General features: G+C 66.0%; 20 protein-coding genes and 2 pseudogenes. 16 read left to right on the top strand and 6 right to left on the bottom strand.

Features of this window, described 5'->3' with window-relative positions; all coding sequences use genetic code 11:
* The first annotated feature begins 134 nt into the window (after nucleotides 1-134).
* The 5 genes from AC1DTF_RS23940 to AC1DTF_RS23920 all read left to right on the top strand — a co-directional run bounded on the left by AC1DTF_RS23940 (nucleotide 135) and on the right by AC1DTF_RS23920 (nucleotide 4,769).
* Nucleotides 135-449, top strand: a complete 315-nt coding sequence (locus tag AC1DTF_RS23940; RefSeq protein ID WP_477475876.1) for a type VII secretion target — start codon at nucleotides 135-137, stop codon at nucleotides 447-449.
* Between the two features lie 15 nt (nucleotides 450-464).
* A complete protein-coding gene (locus AC1DTF_RS23935) occupies nucleotides 465-2,135 on the top strand; it encodes a hypothetical protein (protein ID WP_477475895.1) in 1,671 nt (556 codons plus the stop codon).
* On the top strand, nucleotides 2,136-2,561 hold the full coding sequence (locus AC1DTF_RS23930; RefSeq protein WP_477475875.1) for a hypothetical protein: 426 nt from the start codon (nucleotides 2,136-2,138) through the stop codon (nucleotides 2,559-2,561).
* A gap of 3 nt (nucleotides 2,562-2,564) precedes the next feature.
* Entirely contained in the window at nucleotides 2,565-3,071 is a 507-nt protein-coding gene (locus tag AC1DTF_RS23925) for a hypothetical protein (RefSeq protein ID WP_477475874.1), read from the top strand.
* A 390-nt stretch (nucleotides 3,072-3,461) separates the two neighbouring features.
* A complete protein-coding gene (locus tag AC1DTF_RS23920) occupies nucleotides 3,462-4,769 on the top strand; it encodes a DUF222 domain-containing protein (protein WP_477475873.1) in 1,308 nt (435 codons plus the stop codon).
* 164 nt (nucleotides 4,770-4,933) lie between these two features.
* Here AC1DTF_RS23920 and AC1DTF_RS23915 read toward each other — a convergent pair whose 3' ends face one another.
* The 3 genes from AC1DTF_RS23915 to AC1DTF_RS23905 all read right to left on the bottom strand — a co-directional run bounded on the left by AC1DTF_RS23915 (nucleotide 4,934) and on the right by AC1DTF_RS23905 (nucleotide 7,439).
* The gene (locus tag AC1DTF_RS23915) at nucleotides 4,934-5,251 is read right to left on the bottom strand and encodes a hypothetical protein (protein ID WP_477475872.1); all 318 of its coding nucleotides are present in this window, start codon (nucleotides 5,249-5,251) and stop codon (nucleotides 4,934-4,936) included.
* A gap of 69 nt (nucleotides 5,252-5,320) precedes the next feature.
* Nucleotides 5,321-5,488 (bottom strand): hypothetical protein, encoded by a 168-nt coding sequence (locus tag AC1DTF_RS23910; RefSeq protein ID WP_477475871.1) that lies wholly within the window; start codon nucleotides 5,486-5,488, stop codon nucleotides 5,321-5,323.
* Nucleotides 5,489-5,936: 448 nt separating this feature from the next.
* Nucleotides 5,937-7,439 (bottom strand): APC family permease, encoded by a 1,503-nt coding sequence (locus tag AC1DTF_RS23905; RefSeq protein WP_477475870.1) that lies wholly within the window; start codon nucleotides 7,437-7,439, stop codon nucleotides 5,937-5,939.
* Nucleotides 7,440-7,577: 138 nt separating this feature from the next.
* On the opposite strand from AC1DTF_RS23905, the gene AC1DTF_RS23900 reads away from it, so the two are divergent.
* From AC1DTF_RS23900 to AC1DTF_RS23870, 7 genes are all read left to right on the top strand, one after another.
* Nucleotides 7,578-8,312, top strand: coding sequence for a FadR/GntR family transcriptional regulator (locus tag AC1DTF_RS23900; protein WP_477475869.1), 735 nt, complete (start codon nucleotides 7,578-7,580; stop codon nucleotides 8,310-8,312).
* Nucleotides 8,309-9,001, top strand: coding sequence for a cache domain-containing protein (locus AC1DTF_RS23895; RefSeq protein ID WP_477475868.1), 693 nt, complete (start codon nucleotides 8,309-8,311; stop codon nucleotides 8,999-9,001). Before AC1DTF_RS23900 ends, AC1DTF_RS23895 begins: the two co-directional genes overlap by 4 nt.
* 99 nt (nucleotides 9,002-9,100) lie before the next feature.
* Complete coding sequence (locus AC1DTF_RS23890; protein ID WP_477475867.1) at nucleotides 9,101-10,303, top strand: cytochrome P450; 1,203 nt, start codon at nucleotides 9,101-9,103, stop codon at nucleotides 10,301-10,303.
* 13 nt (nucleotides 10,304-10,316) lie between these two features.
* Nucleotides 10,317-11,702 carry a glutamine synthetase family protein gene (locus AC1DTF_RS23885; RefSeq protein ID WP_477475866.1) on the top strand — a complete coding sequence of 462 codons (1,386 nt, stop codon included), beginning with the start codon at nucleotides 10,317-10,319 and terminating at the stop codon, nucleotides 11,700-11,702.
* Complete coding sequence (locus AC1DTF_RS23880) at nucleotides 11,699-12,394, top strand: ABC transporter substrate-binding protein (RefSeq protein ID WP_477475865.1); 696 nt, start codon at nucleotides 11,699-11,701, stop codon at nucleotides 12,392-12,394. Before AC1DTF_RS23885 ends, AC1DTF_RS23880 begins: the two co-directional genes overlap by 4 nt.
* 2 nt (nucleotides 12,395-12,396) lie before the next feature.
* Nucleotides 12,397-13,101 (top strand): gamma-glutamyl-gamma-aminobutyrate hydrolase family protein, encoded by a 705-nt coding sequence (locus tag AC1DTF_RS23875; RefSeq protein WP_477475864.1) that lies wholly within the window; start codon nucleotides 12,397-12,399, stop codon nucleotides 13,099-13,101.
* Nucleotides 13,098-14,219, top strand: a complete 1,122-nt coding sequence (locus AC1DTF_RS23870) for a gamma-glutamyl-gamma-aminobutyrate hydrolase family protein (RefSeq protein ID WP_477475863.1) — start codon at nucleotides 13,098-13,100, stop codon at nucleotides 14,217-14,219. The genes AC1DTF_RS23875 and AC1DTF_RS23870 overlap by 4 nt, the downstream gene beginning before the upstream one ends.
* Before the next feature lie 51 nt (nucleotides 14,220-14,270).
* On the opposite strand, the pseudogene AC1DTF_RS23865 reads toward AC1DTF_RS23870, so the two are convergent.
* Nucleotides 14,271-14,492: pseudogene (locus tag AC1DTF_RS23865) on the bottom strand (TetR family transcriptional regulator); the annotation flags it as partial.
* Between the two features lie 92 nt (nucleotides 14,493-14,584).
* Here AC1DTF_RS23865 and AC1DTF_RS23860 point away from each other — a divergent pair.
* From AC1DTF_RS23860 to AC1DTF_RS23845, 4 genes are all read left to right on the top strand, one after another.
* Nucleotides 14,585-14,827: a hypothetical protein gene (locus tag AC1DTF_RS23860; RefSeq protein WP_477475862.1), complete on the top strand. Its 243-nt coding sequence runs from the start codon at nucleotides 14,585-14,587 to the stop codon at nucleotides 14,825-14,827.
* An 80-nt stretch (nucleotides 14,828-14,907) separates the two neighbouring features.
* Nucleotides 14,908-15,336 carry a MarR family winged helix-turn-helix transcriptional regulator gene (locus tag AC1DTF_RS23855; RefSeq protein WP_477475894.1) on the top strand — a complete coding sequence of 143 codons (429 nt, stop codon included), beginning with the start codon at nucleotides 14,908-14,910 and terminating at the stop codon, nucleotides 15,334-15,336.
* 34 nt (nucleotides 15,337-15,370) lie between these two features.
* Nucleotides 15,371-15,730, top strand: coding sequence for a nuclear transport factor 2 family protein (locus tag AC1DTF_RS23850; protein WP_477475861.1), 360 nt, complete (start codon nucleotides 15,371-15,373; stop codon nucleotides 15,728-15,730).
* A gap of 64 nt (nucleotides 15,731-15,794) precedes the next feature.
* Nucleotides 15,795-16,541, top strand: a complete 747-nt coding sequence (locus tag AC1DTF_RS23845; RefSeq protein WP_477475860.1) for an SDR family oxidoreductase — start codon at nucleotides 15,795-15,797, stop codon at nucleotides 16,539-16,541.
* 4 nt (nucleotides 16,542-16,545) lie between these two features.
* Here AC1DTF_RS23845 and AC1DTF_RS23840 read toward each other — a convergent pair whose 3' ends face one another.
* Nucleotides 16,546-17,664 carry a PDR/VanB family oxidoreductase gene (locus tag AC1DTF_RS23840; protein WP_477475859.1) on the bottom strand — a complete coding sequence of 373 codons (1,119 nt, stop codon included), beginning with the start codon at nucleotides 17,662-17,664 and terminating at the stop codon, nucleotides 16,546-16,548.
* Nucleotides 17,657-17,780, bottom strand: a pseudogene (locus AC1DTF_RS23835) (metal-dependent hydrolase); the annotation flags it as partial. The gene AC1DTF_RS23840 and the pseudogene AC1DTF_RS23835, both read right to left, overlap by 8 nt.

The following is a 17,780-nucleotide window of genomic DNA, read 5'->3' as shown; positions in this document are numbered from 1 at the left end:
GCACCGACAACCACATTTCGTTCGGGGGGCGGTTGACCTGTGCGTTGCCAATCCCGTGCTCCGGATTTAGTGCATTTGGTTGATCACGCGCGACGGTAATCTGACAGGCAGACGTTTAACGGGGAGGTCGTTGGGTGCCTGAGCAAGGTGAGCCGCTGAAGGTTGATCCGACTGAGTTGGTGCTCGCCGCCGGTCAGCTCGACGGCCAGGCCGCCGGCTTCAGGGCGGCACATCAGTCGGCGCATGCACGGGCGAGTCACGCCGCACTGGGCGCTGGCACGTCTGCGGCCGCTTTGCCTGGAATGCTGGCTGCTTGGGAAAGCGACGGCATCCGCTACGACCGACAGTTCACCTCACTCTCCGAAAAGCATCGGGCCGCTGCCGCGAAGTACGCGGCGACGGACGACCAGGAGTCTGCAGACATCGACAACGCAGGTTCTGCGCTCTGAGGTGACTGCGTGTCGATGACACTCAGGGAGCTCAGGGAGTGGGTTCCCGAAATAGCCGATCTGGCGGGATCGACCCGCGACGCGGCAGCCAACCACACCGCCTCGGCGGACCTCTACCGGTCGCTGGCCAGCGCGTCTACGTGGCAAGGTGACGGCGGCAACGCGGCCCGAGCCGCAATGGCGGCCAGCGCAACCGACCATGGCGACACAGCTGACAATCTCTCCACCGCCGCAACGGGCATGGACAGCGCACACCAGCAAGCTGAGGCAATCGCCACAACGATCAGCGGCATCTTGAACGACGCGGCGGCATCTCCTGCTGTTCTTGTCGACGAGACCACCAACCAGGTGATCCCGCCCGACGTCTCCTACCTCGACGACGAGACCGCTGCTCAGGTCGCCGCAAAAGTTGCGGACCTACAAGCTCGAATCGCCGACGTACTCGCCGACGGCGAACAGGTTGACGCTGAACTCGCAAGAGCTATCGGCACAGCCACCGGCGTCCCGGCGCCAGCGCAGCCGGCCACGTCACTTGAGGACTTACTACTTCCAAAGGCTGGAAGTCCCGAGCAACCATCCACACCCGGCCAATCAGAGCCTGCACCACATGATCTCGGCGAAGCGCTGGCCCAACTAGCCGGACAACCCACCGACCAACCGATCGCGCCTCCCGTGCCGCCTCCGTTGGATCCCGTGAAAGTGGAGCAGTTCAAGGCGCTCGCGAGGCAGGAAATGCAACGTGCTGGAGTGCCGGCTGATCAAATCGAGGCACGCCTCGACGCGATGGTTGCTGCAGCGCAACGACCGCTTCCGCGCTACGTCCCGCCCAAGCCGGAAGCGATGCCACCGCCAGGCTTCGGTGAGGGCTTCGCTGACCGGTGGTTTGCGACCGAGCAGGGAGTCAAGGAGCTCATTGGGCAAGGCGGTCCCGGCGCTCCCGGAGTGCTGGAGTCATGGCGCGACCTGACCGTAAGTACGAACGAACAGCTCGCTGATCCGTTCGGCGCAGCCGTAGACGAGGTTCAACATGCGCTGGACTCTCCCAGCGCTGCGTACTATTTGGGAGAGAAGGCAGCCGACGGCGCCGTCGCCACGCCGGGTTTGATCTTCGGTGGTGAAGGTGCGTTGGTCGCCCGGGCGGGAGCCCTTGACGGCATCGGTCCGGGTGTTCCCCACGATCTCATCGATACTCCGTTGCCAGTGGACACCAACGGTCATCCGCTGCCTCTCGGCATCGGCGACAGCAGCCTGCCGTACCTGGACCCGCTTCCAGCGATGGACACTCCGGGCCCGGAGTTCAACCTGAGCAACCCGCTCGACCATATGACCCCAGACCTCCGGGTCCTCGCAGAGCAGCACCTGACCGGCACCGGCGAGACGGTCCTTGGGCCATACAAGCCTGACGGCGGCGGACCGTCGTATATCGAAGTAGCCCAGCAGAACGGTGCAAGTTACTTCGACATCGGCGATGCTTGGGATGCTGCTACACCAACCCAACGTTTGGCAGCCAACCAACACGTCTTGGACATGGCCATCAAGAACGGAGACACCATCACGTTGTCAACCACCTTTGGCAAGGTCGGTGAGAACACCTTCACAGCAGCAGAAATCAGGTATCTCGAGTCCCATGGGTACCAGCGCACAGGCACCAATACGATGGCGCCACCGGCGAATGGAGGACAGTAGATGAAGTACTTACTCGAGGTGTTTCTCAAGTATTTCGAATTTCTCTACCTCGACCCTCAGTACAGCATTACGAATTCCAGCACGTCCGGCTCCCCCACGACCGATGCGCAGCTGATCATTACCGGCAACACACTGAGCTGGTCTGTCACGAATGACCGTGGACAGATTTCACTCGCAGCGGCCCCAACCGCGGCTATCGCGCCGGAAAACTGGTTCCGTCTCTCCATCATTCGCAGGTACCTCGATGGAACCATCGCCGCCGGAGGGGCCATCAGCGCTGAAGACTTGGACTGGTTGAAAGCAAATATTGCCGAAGTAGAGGGCCTTTTCACGGACGCCGCAAAGACGCAGAGGTCGTGCGAGGCGCTCATCACATTGGAAAACATGGTCGCTGACGAGCTGTTTGGCCCGTCCAAATCCCCTTGAGACATGAACGAACCCATGACACGTCAGGATATGTTCGCTCGCCTCACCAGGAACTGGCTATTCTGGGCGCCGCTGTGCGGGCTAGAAGAACGCAAAGTTTCGGATCGGCTCTCTGACAACGAAATCCGCTCCACATCCAGTGAGTATTCGGTGCACCTCCGCGAAGATGCCGAATGGTGGGTTGTCGACACGGTCGACGATCGTGGTCAGTTACGCGAGAACGTCGCGAAGTTCTCATCGTATGGACTTGCCGAGAAATTTCTCATGTGGCAGTGGTCCTCCACCGCCAGGAACACACTGCACTTGGCCGGGCTTGGCCCGGAGCTGCATGCACGCGGAATCGATTCCAGTGTCGCGGCCGTGGAAGTGATTACGGGGATTTACGAACTCCGACTCGGGGCCGAAAGTGCCGTATTGATGGAGCCGTCAGCCACGATCTTCAGTCACCTCATGTCGAGTTCCGTGGACGAGATCGAGGCGATAGTCAAGGTCGGAATTACGGAGTCGTAGAGCCGATGCTTGGCCAAGGCTCCAGTATGGCCGCGGTCCACTTAGCGGTCAGAAGTTTCGAGATGACTTGATGAGGTATCTGCTCGAAGTCCTCCTCAAGTACTTCGACTTCCTCTACCTCAATCCTCGGTGTCGCATCACCGACTCCAGGCGTCCGGCTCGCCGACCTCGAACCGTCACCGAAGTACTGATTCTGAAACCCTTGCACAGGTTGCACTTCCGGCGTACTATCGAACACAAGTTCGAATGCGACGTGGCTCCCATCTTCACCCGGTGAGCTTCAGACCGCGACTACGGTCGCCGCCAGGTTCGACTGCCCCTTCGGGGACCAGTCGGGCTGTACTGACTGATCGTGCGCTGTGCGCACCTTCTGTGAAAGCCGGTATCCCTATGGACGCCACCCATTTCAGCACCTTTATCGATGCGCTTATCGACGATCTCACCCCGACACCCGTACCGGAGGACGACGCCGACCGGAAGCTGTGTCATCTGTTGGAGTCTCCGCGCCGCATCGTGGATGAACCAGCGTTGCTCGCGCTACTGGCTGCTGCGGTCACGGCGCGCAACGTGTTTGACCATGTGATCGCCCAGGCCGTCGCGGCCACGGAACGGGCAGGTATCCCGGGCCGCAAATACCTGCGCTCCGGCGCCGACCTACTCACCCAACTGGGGATGTCACCGGGTGCGACGTGGCGGGCGGTCCGGGTCGGACGTGCGGCACACGCCCTGCCGGCACTGACTCAGCAGCAGCGCCTCGGTGCGGTCGGGATCGAATTCGCCGACGCCATCGGCAAGGGAGTCACTCACATCACCGAACGGGTCCCCTTGTCCGACAACGACCGCGCGAAGATCGTGACGAAGTTGATGATCGAGACCACGCCGTCGGCTGTCGCCAAGAAGGCTCGCACAATCGCCATCGACAAGACTGCCGCGGCACCCTTGGCCGAGGATGTCGTACCGGTCGCGGAGAACACCGACCTCAACGACATGACCCTCGTGGTCAATGACGAAGGACGGGTCAACGTGGCCCTGGATCTCGATACGCTCACCGGTGAGGAACTCATCGCAGCGCTCGATCCTTTGTGCCGGCCCGTACCGCTGCCGGACGGCTCACTGGACCCGAGGCCGGTCGGTCGACGTCGCGCCGACGCCTTCGGACAGATCATGCGGACCTACCTATCGAACTCGCAGCGCCCGATGTCGGGGGGTGTGCTCCCGCACGTCACCCTGATCCGGCCCGCCGAACACGGAGTGGACACCCTCGGGTTCGGTGGCCCGGTCAGCGCCGCGACCGCTGAGCTGATCGCCTGTGACAGCACTTTGACTTCGGTGATCGTCGACCACTCGGGCGTACCACTGGATGTGGGCCGCAGCGAACGGCTCTTCCCGCCCCATATCCGTAAAGGGCTGGCGGTCCGTGACGGTGGCTGCGCCCACCCCGGTTGTGGGCGCCCGGTGTCCTGGTGCGACGCCCACCACATCACCCCTTGGGAGCATGGCGGCACTACCAGCCTCGACAACGGGGTTTTGCTCTGCCGACTGCACCACACCGCCATCCACCACGGCGGCTGGCAGGTCTACCTCGGTGCCGACCGCCATCCCTGGTTCATACCACCGCATGACCCGACCGGACCCGAACCGGCGCACCTGCGCTCACACGCCCGCCGCACCATGACCGACCTGCCCACCGCTGCCTGACTTACTTCTTTACGCACCTTGATAACTCCACAGAGAAACGCACACGCGGCGGGAACCGGCGAAGAAGACGCCGCCGGACCCGCCACGATGAATCCCGCCGTGACCCATGCGAGGGCCAACTAGCCTCCGCCGAGGATTGACGAGCCGCCCGTCCTGCCCGACGGCTAGGGACAATCCTCAGAGCCGATCCGCACCACACCGAAGTCAATCTTGGTGCTCACGGTGAACGCGGAACCCGGCGCCGGAGTTGAGCTGCACACCTGCCAGTTTCGGTCACTGAGTTGCGCACGGTCCTGACCGGTGAGGTCCGTGGAGGTGCTCAACCACACCTGCCCACCGCTCACCGACTGGATCGCGTCCTGCGCACCCTGCAGGTCCATGCCGATCAGGTTCGGCATCGTCCACGACGGCTCAGCCGACGCGGGCGGGCTCATCGCGATCGCAACACCGACCAACGCCGTCGCTATGACAACACTTTTCATCTCATTCTCCCTGGCTCGAAGTAGCCGCACATAGTCGCATCCACCACCGACAACCCCGTCTGCATCGAGTTAGGACAGCTCGAAGCCGAACCGCTGCAGAGGGGCCAGCGGCGCGGAGTCGGAACCTTCGGCGACGAACACCCACGTGCGCCCATGGTCATCGGTACGGGTGGCATAGCCGTGCTGGAGGCCGATGGTGCGGATGTCGTTGGCAGCCGCTGCGGTGTCTTCATACACACCGACCAGAACGCCATCCCGCCCCGGTGGCGTAATGCAGAGCGCCACCGGAGCAGCGCCCGGAAGCCAAGAGTTCGGCGATGCATCTCCGACAGACGGCCCACCACATGCAGCGGTCAACCAGGCCACTCCGTCACGAGTCTGGAACGGAGATTCCGGCACAGCAGCCTCAGCGACGGCAGAGGACGTGGACGACGGTGCGACGGCTGGTTGGTCGGTCCCACAACCAGCGAGCACCGACACTAAGCCGACGGCTACCAGGAACGCTGCGAGGCCTCGGCCCCGCCATGTGGCTGACATGCCATACATTCTGCGGCCAAGGCGCGAGTCACTCGCACTTCTCCGCCATCATCGCAGAGCCAAGACGACAGAAGAGCCGTTGTCGCTCGGTTGTCGCTCATAGGCGGGCAACTCGAGAGCCCAAAATTTCCGCGCGCGGCGAGCGGAATCAGCGCCGGCCCGAAGGGATGGCATCGCTGTACGGCGCGGTGCTCCGACCAGCCACCGGGTGAACCACCATGTACACCAACCCGATTCCGATCACCACGACCGCCGACAGCGCCACGATCCAGTTGTCGTACCACGGGACGTCCGGGGTCCGCGGCCACGCCATGTTCACCATGGCGATCACGCCATACGCCAGCGCCGCGATGTTCACCGGCAGCCCCCAGCGACCCAGCGAGTACTTACCCGACGGCACCCAGCCCTTCAGCCGGGCCCGCAACGCCGCCAGCACCACCATCTGGAAGGCGATGTAGATTCCCAGCGCAGCGAAGCTGATGATCTTCGTGATCGCATCTGTGGAGAACCGCGACCCGATCACGATCACCGCCGGCACCACCGCCGCGATCACCAGTGCATAGGGCGGCACGTGGCGCGTCGCCGAAAACTTGGACAACAGTGACGATCCCATGATCATCCCGTCGCGCCCGTACGAGTATGCCAACCGGCTCGCCGCGGCCTGCAGACTCATCGCGCACGACAGGAACGAGATCAGCACGACCACCAGGATCACCTTGGACCCGAACGGCCCGAACGCCTCGTTCAGCACGGTGCTTACCGGGTCGGTGTCCTCACCGGCGATCACCCCGGGGATGTCGGCCACCGCGAGGATCAGCGCCAGGCACACGAAAGTGGCTGCGGCACCGCCGATGTAGATGGTGCGGCGCATCGCCTTGGGGATCAGCCGGCCCGGATCGGGCACTTCCTCGGCGACGTCGCCACACGCCTCGAAGCCGTAGTACTGATAGATGCCGATCAACGCGGCCGCAGCGAACGCAAACATGTAGTTGCCGTCCCCGCCGGTGCCGAAGCTGTCGAACAGCACCCCGAGGTTGTGCTCGCGGTGTGCGATCAGCAGCCAGCCGCCGACCACCAGCGCGCCGATGATCTCCGCGACGAATCCGATGATCGCCGCCTTGGCAAGGACTTTCGTGCCGAGGAAGTTGATCACCGTCGCGACCGCAATCAGTAGCAGAGCGAACAGAATGATGTTGTCGGTGGTGGCTTCGATACCGAGGACAGCGGCAACGAACGGCCCGCCGCCGTAGGTGACCGAGGCGATGGTGACCAGCAGCGCCACCAGATACACCCACCCGGTCATCCAGGCATACCGCCTGCCCCACAGTCGCCGCGCCCACGGATACACCCCGCCGGCGACCGGGAATTGCGCGACGATCTCGCTGAAGACCAACGCGACCAACAGCTGGCCGACACCGACGATCAGGAAGCTCCAGATCATCGGTGGCCCACCGGTGGCCAACGCGAACGCGAACAGCGTGTAGACGCCGACGACCGGCGAGAGGTAGGTGAACCCGAGGCTGAAGTTGGCCCACGGGCTCATATCCCGCTTGAACTCCGACTTGAAGCCGAGCGCGTTGAGGTGCGCGGCATCGTCATCGGAGTGGGAAGCGTCCTCGGGGCGGGAGGTCGGTGGCGTGGCAGTGGTCATGAGCCTGCTCTCCTTCGGGCACGAAATCGCCAGTGAGCGAAAAACTACATTCCTATTGTTTAAGACGTCACCGAAACGGCAGAATTCGTCACTGATCCGGTACATTGCGACGTCAGGCCATCGGGGAGGGAGGCAGGCGTGGTGTCCTCGCTGTCTCCGCTCGTCGCCCCCGACGCGCCCGTCGGCCGGGCCGACGAAATCGTCCTGCGCATCACCGAGGCCATCCACCTCGGCCTGCTCGACGACGGCGAACGCCTCCCCGTCGAGGTAGACCTGGCCGCCCAGTTCGGCGTCGCCCCGATGACGGTCCGCGAAGCCCTGGCCACCCTGCGCGAACAACACCTCGTCGAGACCAAGCGCGGCCGCAGCGGCGGCTCTTTCGTCCGCCGACCCGAAGGCCCACCGGTCGAACAGCTCAAGGAACGCCTGGCCGCGATGAGCGCCTCGGACCTGCGCGACCTGTTCGACGAGCACACCGCCATCGCCGGGCAGGCCGCGAAACTCGCCGCCGAACGCGCCGCCCCCTACGCCGTCCGACGACTGTTCGCGCTCACCGATCAGCTCGGCGCGGCCGCGACCCTGGGCGACCGGATCCGCGCCGACAGCCGCTTCCACATTCAGGTGGCCGTCGCCTCCCAGTCCGCGCGGCTGGCGCGGCGCGAAGCGAACCTGCAGGCCGAGCTCGCCGGCCTGATCTGGCTGCCCGTCGGCCCCGACATCGACGTCGCCGCCTACGTGGAGGCCCAGCACGCCATCGCCGCGGCGGTCGCCGCCGAGAACGGTGTCGAGGCACGCCGGCTGGCCGAGGACCACGCAATGAGCCAGCTGGCCCGATTGACCACGGTGAACATGAATTTGGCCGGGCAATCATGACTGCACAGGAGCTGGCCGCCGAGGCCTCGAAGGCCGTCGAACCGTTCTACGGACTGCTCGACGCGGTCGCCGAGGAAGTGCTGCGCAGCCGCCCGCCGCGGGCCGCGCTCACCGAGACGCACTTCTCCGGGCTGCAGCGCCTGCTCGCCGAACTCCTCACGCACGAGCACGGCCTGTGGGGCATGGGTTTCGTGGCCGCGCCGTCGGTCGTCGAGGGCCGCGAACGCTATATGGCCTGGTGGCAGCGGCACAACGAACGGGTCGCCCGGCTGCGGCTGAACTTCGACCCGAACAGCATCGACGTCTATGACTACCTGCAGATGGATTGGTACCAGCTGGCGCAGCGCGGTCAGCAGCGCGTCGCCTACGGCCCGTACGTCGACTACAGCGGCTCGGACATGTACACCATCACCGCGACCATCCCGGTGATCGCCGACGGCACCTTCCTCGGCGTGGCCGGCGCCGACCTGGTGGTCGGCGACGTCGAACGCCGGCTCATCGAGGTGTTGCGCCACACCGACGAGGACGCCGTCGTGGTCAACACCGAGCGCCGCGTCATCGCCGCGAACACCCCGCGCTGGCTGGTCGGATCCCGGCTCGACGCCGTGCCCACCGAAGACGACACGTTCCACGAGGTGGCCGAACTCCCCCTCGGCAACGGCTGGTCCGTTGCCATCGCAACGAGCTGACCGAGCGGTTACCCAGACTTAACTCCCAGCCCTTGACATTAAGCCTCTATTTCTAGAGTCTTTAAAGGCATCCGGTCACGCACCCTGGAGGTAGCCCCGATGTCGCCCGTCCCCCTCGATGAGATCCCGCACTTCGACGTGAGCGATCCGGAATTCTCGCTGACCTCCGCCGAGGTGCACGACGCCCGCGAACGCAGCTGGTACGCCACCACCCCGTACGGCATCGCGGTGCTGCGCTACGCCGAGATGAACAAACTGCTCAAGAGCCGCCAGCTCCGCCAGGGCAGCATCGCCTGGCCCGCGCACAACGGCGTCACCGAAGGCCCGTTCGCCCAGTGGTGGGCCAGCTGGCTGCTCAACAAGGAAGGCGAGGAGCACCGCCGGCTGCGCCGACTGATGACCCCGGCCTTCACCCAGCAACTCATCGCCGGGCAGGTGCCCCGATTCCAGGCGCTGGCAGGCGAACTCGTCGACGCCTTCGCCGCACCCGACCGCTGCGAGTTCATGACCGAGTTCGCCGAGCCGTACTCGGCCCGGGTCACCGCCATCATGCTCGGTACCCCCGAGGAGGACTGGCGCATCCTCGCCAAGGAGGCCACCACCATCGGCCTGGCCATGGCGGTCACCCTCAAGGACGACCTCACTGAGATCGAGGCCGCGCTGGCCCGGCTGTATGACTACTGCGACGCCCAGATCGCCGACCGCCGAAAGACACCGCGCGAGGACTTCGTCACCGCGTTCGTCAACGCCGCCGACCCCGAGGACGGCAGGCTGTCCGACGAGGAACTGCGCGACGGCCTGACCATGCTCATCTTCGCCGCCTTCGACACCACCCGAAACCAGCTCGGCCTGGCCATGCAGACCTTCCTGGCCAATCCCGACCAGTGGCGGCTACTCGCCGAGCGCCCCGACCTCGGCGGCAAGGCCGTCGAGGAGATCATGCGCCTGAACCCCACCACCCGATGGGTGACCCGCGAGGTGGTGGAGGACTTCGAATACGAGGGCGTGGAACTCAAGGCCGGCACCACTGTGCACCTCTACGCCGAGGCCGCCGGCACCGACCCCCGCGTCTACACGCCCGGCCTGGACATCACCGCAGAGCGCAAGCCGCACTTCGGGTTCGGCGGTGGTCTGCACTACTGCCTGGGCCATTTCGTCGCCCGCGCCGACATGAGCGAGGCGCTGCCGCTGCTGGCCCGGCGCATGGTCGACCCGCACGAACTGCCCGGCGCCACCTGGCTTCCCGACTCCGGTAATACCGGACCCATCACCCTTCCCATCGGCTTCACCCCAGCCCCCTGACCCAGGAGATCCGATGACCACCACCCCGCTCGACGCGCACCGGCAGGCCAACGCCGCCAGCGCATACCTGGCCCAAGCGCTGGAGACCATCGCCGACCGCGGGGTGGAGTTCGTCTACTTCCAGGCGATCACCATCACCGGCCGGGTGGTCGGAAAGGTCGCCCCCGCCCGGCATTTCGAGCGCCTCGCCGTCAAGGGGGTGCAGCAGCACCAGACCGCGATCGCCAACCTGCAGGGCACCCGGGAAGGCGTGCTGCTGGCCGGCGGGGTGAACGCCCCCGAGTACACCGCCATCCCCGACCTGGACACCTTCGCCGTGCTGCCCTGGGACACCAGCTTCGCCCGGGTGTTCTGCCGGCTCTACGAACCCGACCACCTGGCCGTCGACGCCGGTATCGAACTGGCCTGTGACTCCCGGGCCCTGCTGCAGCGGGCGCACGCCGGGTTCACCGATCGCACCGGCCTGGAACTGCGCACCGGCTGCGAACCCGAGATGACCTGGCAGGGTGAAGGTCTGGAGGCCCAGTTCCGGCCCGGATCCAGCCCGGCCTATCACATCGAGCACCTGGAGCGGAACCGCCCGATCGTCAAGAAGGTGGTCGAATACGCCCAGGCGCTGGGCCTGGACATGATCGAGGGCGACTACGAGGACGAGTTCCAGGTCGAATTGAACTTCATGTACGACCACGCCAACCTGACCGCCGACCGGCTGACCACCTACCGGCAGATCTGCAAGCAGGTGGCCCGCGAGCTCGGCATCCAGGCCAGCTTCATGCCCAAACCCGCCACCGGCATGATGGGCAACGGCTGCCACCACAACTTCAGCCTGTGGCGCGACGGCGTCAACGTGCTGGCCGACCCCGGGGTCACCGAACTGCACCTCTCCGAGATCGGCAAGCACGCCCTGGGCGGGCTGCTGTCCCATTCGGCGGGCGCCATGCTGGTCAACGGCTCGACGGTGAACTCCTACAAACGCTATTGGGACGCCGGACAATTCGCGCCGTCGAAGATCAACTGGGGCCTGGACAACAAGACCTGCACGGTGCGGCTGTCGGCCAACGGGCGCCTGGAATACAAGCTGCCCGACGCCGCGGTCAATCCCTATCTATCCCATACGATCCTGCTCGCGGCGTGCGAGGACGGCATGAAGAACGCCACCGATCCCGGTGCGCCGTGCCAGGGCTCATCGTATGACACCCCGCAGGACGAGCGGTTCCCGGCACTGCCGCTGACCCTCGGTGACGCCATCACGGCCTTCCGCAAGGACACCGTCATCACCGAGACGTTCGGCCCGAAACTCTCCGCACTGCTCACCGACTTCCACACCGATGAGTGGGCCCGATTCTGTGGATACGTCACCGACTGGGAGCGTGAAATGTATTGGAATGATGCCCCGTGACCGCATTGAGGCTCGCCTGCCTGGACGCCGAGGCCCCGCCGCTGTTCACGCTGTGGACCCCGGAGACCGGCCGCACCGGCTATGAACCCGGTGTCGCCGAGGCGCTCGGCGCCGAACTCGGCCGCGAGGTCGAATGGGTGCGGGTGCCGTGGGTGGACATGATTCCCGCGGTGCAGCTCGGGGACGCCGACGCCGTGCTGTGCGGGCAGGGCATCACCGCCGAACGCCAGGCCCAGGTCGACTTCACCCGCCCGTACGCGATCTTCCATGAGGGCGTGCTGATCCGGCGCGGCGACGACATCCACTCCGCGCAGGATCTGGTGGGCCGCAAGGTCGCCGCCATCGAGAACAGCACCAATATGGCGCTGGCCCAGACCTTCACCGGCGCCGAGCCGGTTGCCTTCGGTGCGGGAAGCGACGACGTGTACGCCGACATGCTGGCCGCGCTGCTGGCCAAGGATGTCGACGCCGTGGTCGACGACGATGTGGTGTTCGTGCCGCTCGGCGCCACCCATCCGGACTACGAGCTGGCCTTCACCGTGCAGACCGCCAACCGGTGGGGCCTCGCGGTGTCCAAGGACCGGCCCGACACCTTGGCCGAGATCGACGGCGCACTGGGCCGACTCATCGACTCCGGGCGTTTGCGTGAGGTGTGGACCCAGCACCTGCCGACCCTGGACTACCCATTCTGACCGTGCGCCCGCTGATCGCGGTCACCGGTCGCCGGGCCGCGCAGGTACCGATTCTGCGCTTCTCGGCGACCCTGGCCGCCGAGGCGATCTGCGAAGCGGTGTGGGCGGCCGGCGGTGAACCGGTGATCCTGCACGGACCGGCCGCCGACCCGCTCGCCGAAATGCCGCAGCGACTGGAGGCGTTCGACGGGGTGCTGCTGCCCGGCGGCGCCGACGTGGAACCACAACGCTACGGCGCGGAGCCCGCCCCGGAGACCACCGACACCGTCGCCTTCCAGGACGACTTCGAGCTGGGCGTCATCCGCGCGCTGCTCGACACCGGCATCCCGGTACTGGCGATCTGCCGCGGACTGCAGGTGCTCAACGTCGCGCTCGGCGGAACCCTGCACCAGCATCTGCCCGAAGCCATGCACCACAACAGCATTCACGAAGTGCATGTCCAAAACAGATCCCGGCTGCACACCATCGTCGGCGCCGAGAGCATCCAGGTCTCCTCCTACCACCACCAAGCCATCGACCGGCTCGGACGCGACCTCGCCGTCACCGCCACCTCGGCCGACGGCGTCATCGAGGCCGTCGAGCACCGCCGCGCCGATATCCTCGCGGTGCAATGGCATCCCGAGGACCGGCACGCCGACTCCCCCACCGACGCAGCGCTGTTCGCCGACCTGGTCGATCGTGCTCGCAAACGAAAGGCCAATCGATGACCGTCCTGGTTCGCCTGCCGGATGTCCTGCCGGACCTGCCCGCATCGGACGTACCGCGGGCCCACATCTGTGTGCTGGCCTCGCTGAACTACCCGGACATCAGCGACGCCGACGTCGCCCTGGTCAAGCGGTTCACCAAGGTCGCACTGACCACCCTGATCGAACTGGGCGCCGACTTCGAATTCTTCGACACCACCTCACCGCTCGACAATCCCTCGTCGGCAGCATATTTCGACGGACTGCTGCTGCTCGGCGGCGGTGACGTCGACAACTCCTGCTACGGGATGAGCACCCCGCACCCCACGACCTACGGGGTGGACGGCCGCGCCGACCGCGATGCGTTCGCCGCCATCGCCGCGGCCGAGGCCGCCGACCGCCCGATCTTCGGGATCTGCCGAGGTTCCCAGCTGCTCAACGTGTTCCGCGGCGGCACCCTCATCGGCGATATCGAGGACTACGCCCTGCACCACGGTGCCCCGGGTGAGCCGGAGTTCGTCGACGAGCCCGTCGACATCATGCCCGGCACCCGACTGGCGGCCATCCTGGGCACCGGCCGGGTCAGCGCACGCAACGGGCATCACCAGGCGGTGGACAAACTCGGCGGCGGACTGGTGGTCGCCGCCCGCGCGCTGGACGGCATCACCGAGGGCATCGAGGATCCGAAACGCTTCTTCCTGGGGGTGCAGTGGCACCTCGTTGATTCGCTGAGCGCCCACCGTCTAGAGGTCGGCTGCTTCCGCGGTGAACTGTCCCTTGCGGATGAGGCCCGTCACCGCCTCGTCCCACCGGTTCAACTGGCTGACGGTATAGAACGGTTCGGGGATATGCCGTTCGATGTGGTGGCGCAGCATGGTGGCACCGACGCGCAGGATCAACGGGTTGATGGTGCCCCACAGCAGATCGAGGTCCGACCGGACCAGTCCGTGCTCGGCGTACTTCTCGCCCTGTTCGGTACTGATGCGCAGCAGCCCGTCGAAGATGACATTGCCGATCTCGTCGCCCTGGCTCAGGGCGTGCGCGACATAGTCCGTGACCTCGGGATATTTGTGGAACAGCCGGGCGAATCGGCCGCGGAGTTCGACGGAGTGATCGGCCGGCGGTTCCGGCAGCGGTGTTGATTCGAGGACCTCCCCGAAGACCCGCAGCACGTACTCGTCGACTGCGGCCGTCAAGCCGGCCTTGTTGCCGAAGTAGTGCTGCACGAGCCCGACGCTGACGCCGGCGGCATYGGCGACCGCCCTCAGCGGCGTATTGGAAACGCCTTGTCGCGAAAACGATTTGATGGCGGCAGCCAGTATGCGCTCCCGACTGGACGGCTCGGCGGGTGTCGACTCCCGAAGGAACACAGTGCCAGTCACCACGACAACAATACGGCAGTCTTGGTTCGGCATACAAGTGTCCAGTATTGCCATATCAGTGTGGGGTAATGCAATATGCACATATAGGTCGCCTGTGAGTGACCTGTGAGGCGGGGGATAGAGACGTGAATTCGGCACTGCGACAGCAGATCCAAGCGGCATGCGACGCCGTGTACCGCGACCCGGATGACGCGGGCGCGCTGGAGCGATTGAGCGGGCTGCTCGGCGCCCAGGCGGGGGTGTCGCAAGCCATTTGGCGCCGACTGGTGAAGCTGGCCTGCGACAAGTTGTACGACACTCCCGAGGACCAGGACTCCCGCGACCTCCTATTGGTCCTACTGACCGTCCGCGGATCGGCCACACTGTAGGGGTGACGGCGAAAAAGCGGGACACATCACCCAAGCGGGGTTGGCTGACGCCGCAACAGCAGCGCGCCTGGGTCGCCTATATGCGGGTGCAGCTGCGGATGAACTACGAGATGAACCGCCAGCTGCAGGCCGACTCGAAGCTGTCGCTGTCCGATTACGACGTGCTGGTGGCGCTGAGCGGCAACCGCGACCAGGCCATGCGCATCAGTGATCTGGCCGCCCAGATCGGCTGGGAGCGCAGCAGGCTGTCACATCAGTTGCGCCGCATGGAGGAACGCGGCCTCACCGAGCGCCGGCCCAGTGCCGAGGACGGTCGCACCAGCAACGTGGTGCTCACCGAGCAGGGCCGCGCCGCCATCGCCGAGGCCGCCCCCGCGCATGTCGACCTGGTGCGCAGCCTGTTCTTCGATCCGCTGCCGGACAACCTGCTCGCCCCGCTCACCGCGGCGCTGGAACATATCCACGTCAATCTCAACCTGAACAGCTCGCTACCGCCCGCCCCGGGCTAGCATTGGGTGAAATATCACCCAAAGGAGGCCGTTCATGAGCGACGCAATCACCCGCCTGATGGAAGCCAACCTGCTCGCCGTCTTCGATGAGCGTGACCCGCAACGCCGCGCCGCGGCGATCGCCGGCACCTACTCCCCCGATGTGCAGTGGTTCGATGACGAGGGCGTCGCCACCGGTCACGCGGCACTGGACGCCAAGGCCGCCGAACTGCAGGAAAAACTCCCCGGACTGCACTTCGTCGCCGCAGGTCCCGTCCGCCAGACCCGCGGGCTGGGCTTTCTCGCCTGGGAGGTGCGCACCCCGGATGACACCGCGGTGGCCTCGGGGTTCGACGTCGCCGAGATCGCCGAGGACCGCATCGTCAAGCTGTGGACCATCCTGACCCAGGAATAGGTGACACATCACCTATGTTGCACCGGGCACACCGCACGAACCTCATAGGAAACGGAGCCCGACCATGGGACAACTCGAGGGCAAGACCGCACTGGTGACCGGAGGAACTTCCGGTATCGGTCTGGCCACCGCCCAACGCTTCGCCGCCGAAGGCGCCTACGTCTTCATCACCGGCCGCGACCGCGCCCGCCTCGACGAGGCCACCGCGACGATCGGCGACAACGCCCGCGGCGTACAGGGCGACATCAGCAATCCTGACGACCTCGACACGCTGGCCGCCGAAATCAGCGCGCACGGAAAGGGTCTGGACGTCATCTTCGCCAACGCCGGCGGCGGTGACTTCGCCGCACTGCCCGACGTCACCGTTCAGCACTACCGGGACACCTTCGACCGCAACGTGGCCGGCACCGTCTTCACCGTGCAGAAGGCGCTGCCCCTGCTCAACGAGGGGGCCTCCATCGTGCTGGCCGGCTCCACCGCGGCGTCGGAGGGTGTGCCCGCGTTCGGGATGTACGCCGCGTCCAAGGCCGCCATCCGATCGCTCGGACGCACCTGGGCCGCCGAACTCATCGACCGCAAGATCCGGGTCAACACCATCATCCCCGGCCCCATCGAAACCCCCGGGCTGGCCGGGCTGGCTCCCGCCGAGGAGCAGCAGGCCCTGCTGGACGGCATGGCCGCCGGGGTACCGATGAAACGTCTCGGCCACGTCGACGAGATCGCCTCGGCCGTACTGTTTCTCGCCTCGGACCAGAGCAGCTACATGACCGGCGCGGAACTCGCCGCCGACGGCGGGCAGCTGCAGCTGTAGCCGTTCAGAGGTCGAGCACCAGCCGTCCACCGGCGGACCGCGACACGCACAGCAGCATCTGCCCGGCTTCGCGCTGCTCGTCGGTCAGCAGGCGGTCGCGGTGCTCGATCTCGCCTGTCACCACCTGCTGGGCGCAGCTGCCGCAGAATCCCTGTTGGCAGGAGTAGCTCACGTCCGGCCTGGCCGCGAGCAGCGCCGCCAGCGCACTCCGGTCGGCGGGGACCGCAATCACCTCGGCGCTGCGCTGCAGCTCGAGTTCGAACGGCTTGCCGTCGACCACCGGTACCGGTGAGAAGCGCTCGATGTGCAGCTCGGCGCGATCCGGGACGGCGCCGCGCACCACGTCCATCATCGGCGGCGGCCCGCAGGCGTACACCGCCGTCCACGGCGTCACGTCATCGAGAAGATCTGCGGGCGTGGGTAATCCGGACACATCATCGGTGAGCACCCGCACCCGGTCGCCGAACGCCTCCAGCTCGTCGAGGAACGGCAGAGTGTCGCGGCGCCGTCCGGTGTAGCGCAGCGACCAGTCCATCCCGAGACGGTCGGCCAGGCGCACCATCGGCAGGATCGGGGTGATCCCGATGCCGCCGGCAATGAAACGCAGCCGCTCCGACCGGGATCCGGACCCCGGCAGCGGCATCATGAAGGCGTTGCGCGGGCCGCTGATCTCGATGACCTGGCCCACGCTCAGGCCGTGCACCTCGATCGAGGCACCGTCTTCACCGAGGATCTGACGCACGGCGATGCGGTACCGGTCCGGCTGGTCGGGGTCCCCGCACAGCGAGTACTGCCGGGTCCGCCCGGACGGCAGGTGCACATCGATATGGGCGCCGGCGTGCCATTGCGGCAGATCCCCGCCGTCGGGCGCCACCAGCGTCAACGCGACGACATCACGGTCGCGGGCGACGTGCTTACGCTCCTTGATCACCACGGCCCGGCGGTGGGTCCGGCGAGGGAGTTCCGGAGGCTCCTTGTCACCGCCGAGGCGGGTCACCACCGACAGGAAGTGCGGAACCGCCGTGCCGGCGATCCGGATCAGCAGATCCGAGGACTTCCCGTACAGCCCCGGTGGCGGCTCACCGTCATAGGGCCGCAGCAGGCGCGTCAGCCGTTCACCCATGGGTGGCGCGGGCGGCCGGTGAGCTGGCGAGATAGGCGACCGCCTGGGCGGTGCTGCCCTCGTCGACCGGGTCGTAATCGCGGCGCAGCAGCGTCAGCCCGGAGGAACCCAGGTAG

The sequence above is a fragment of the Mycobacterium sp. P4_H6 genome, from assembly GCF_056400845.1.
Note: the sequence above shows the minus strand (reverse complement) of the source record. Positions and strands in the feature narration are given on the sequence as shown.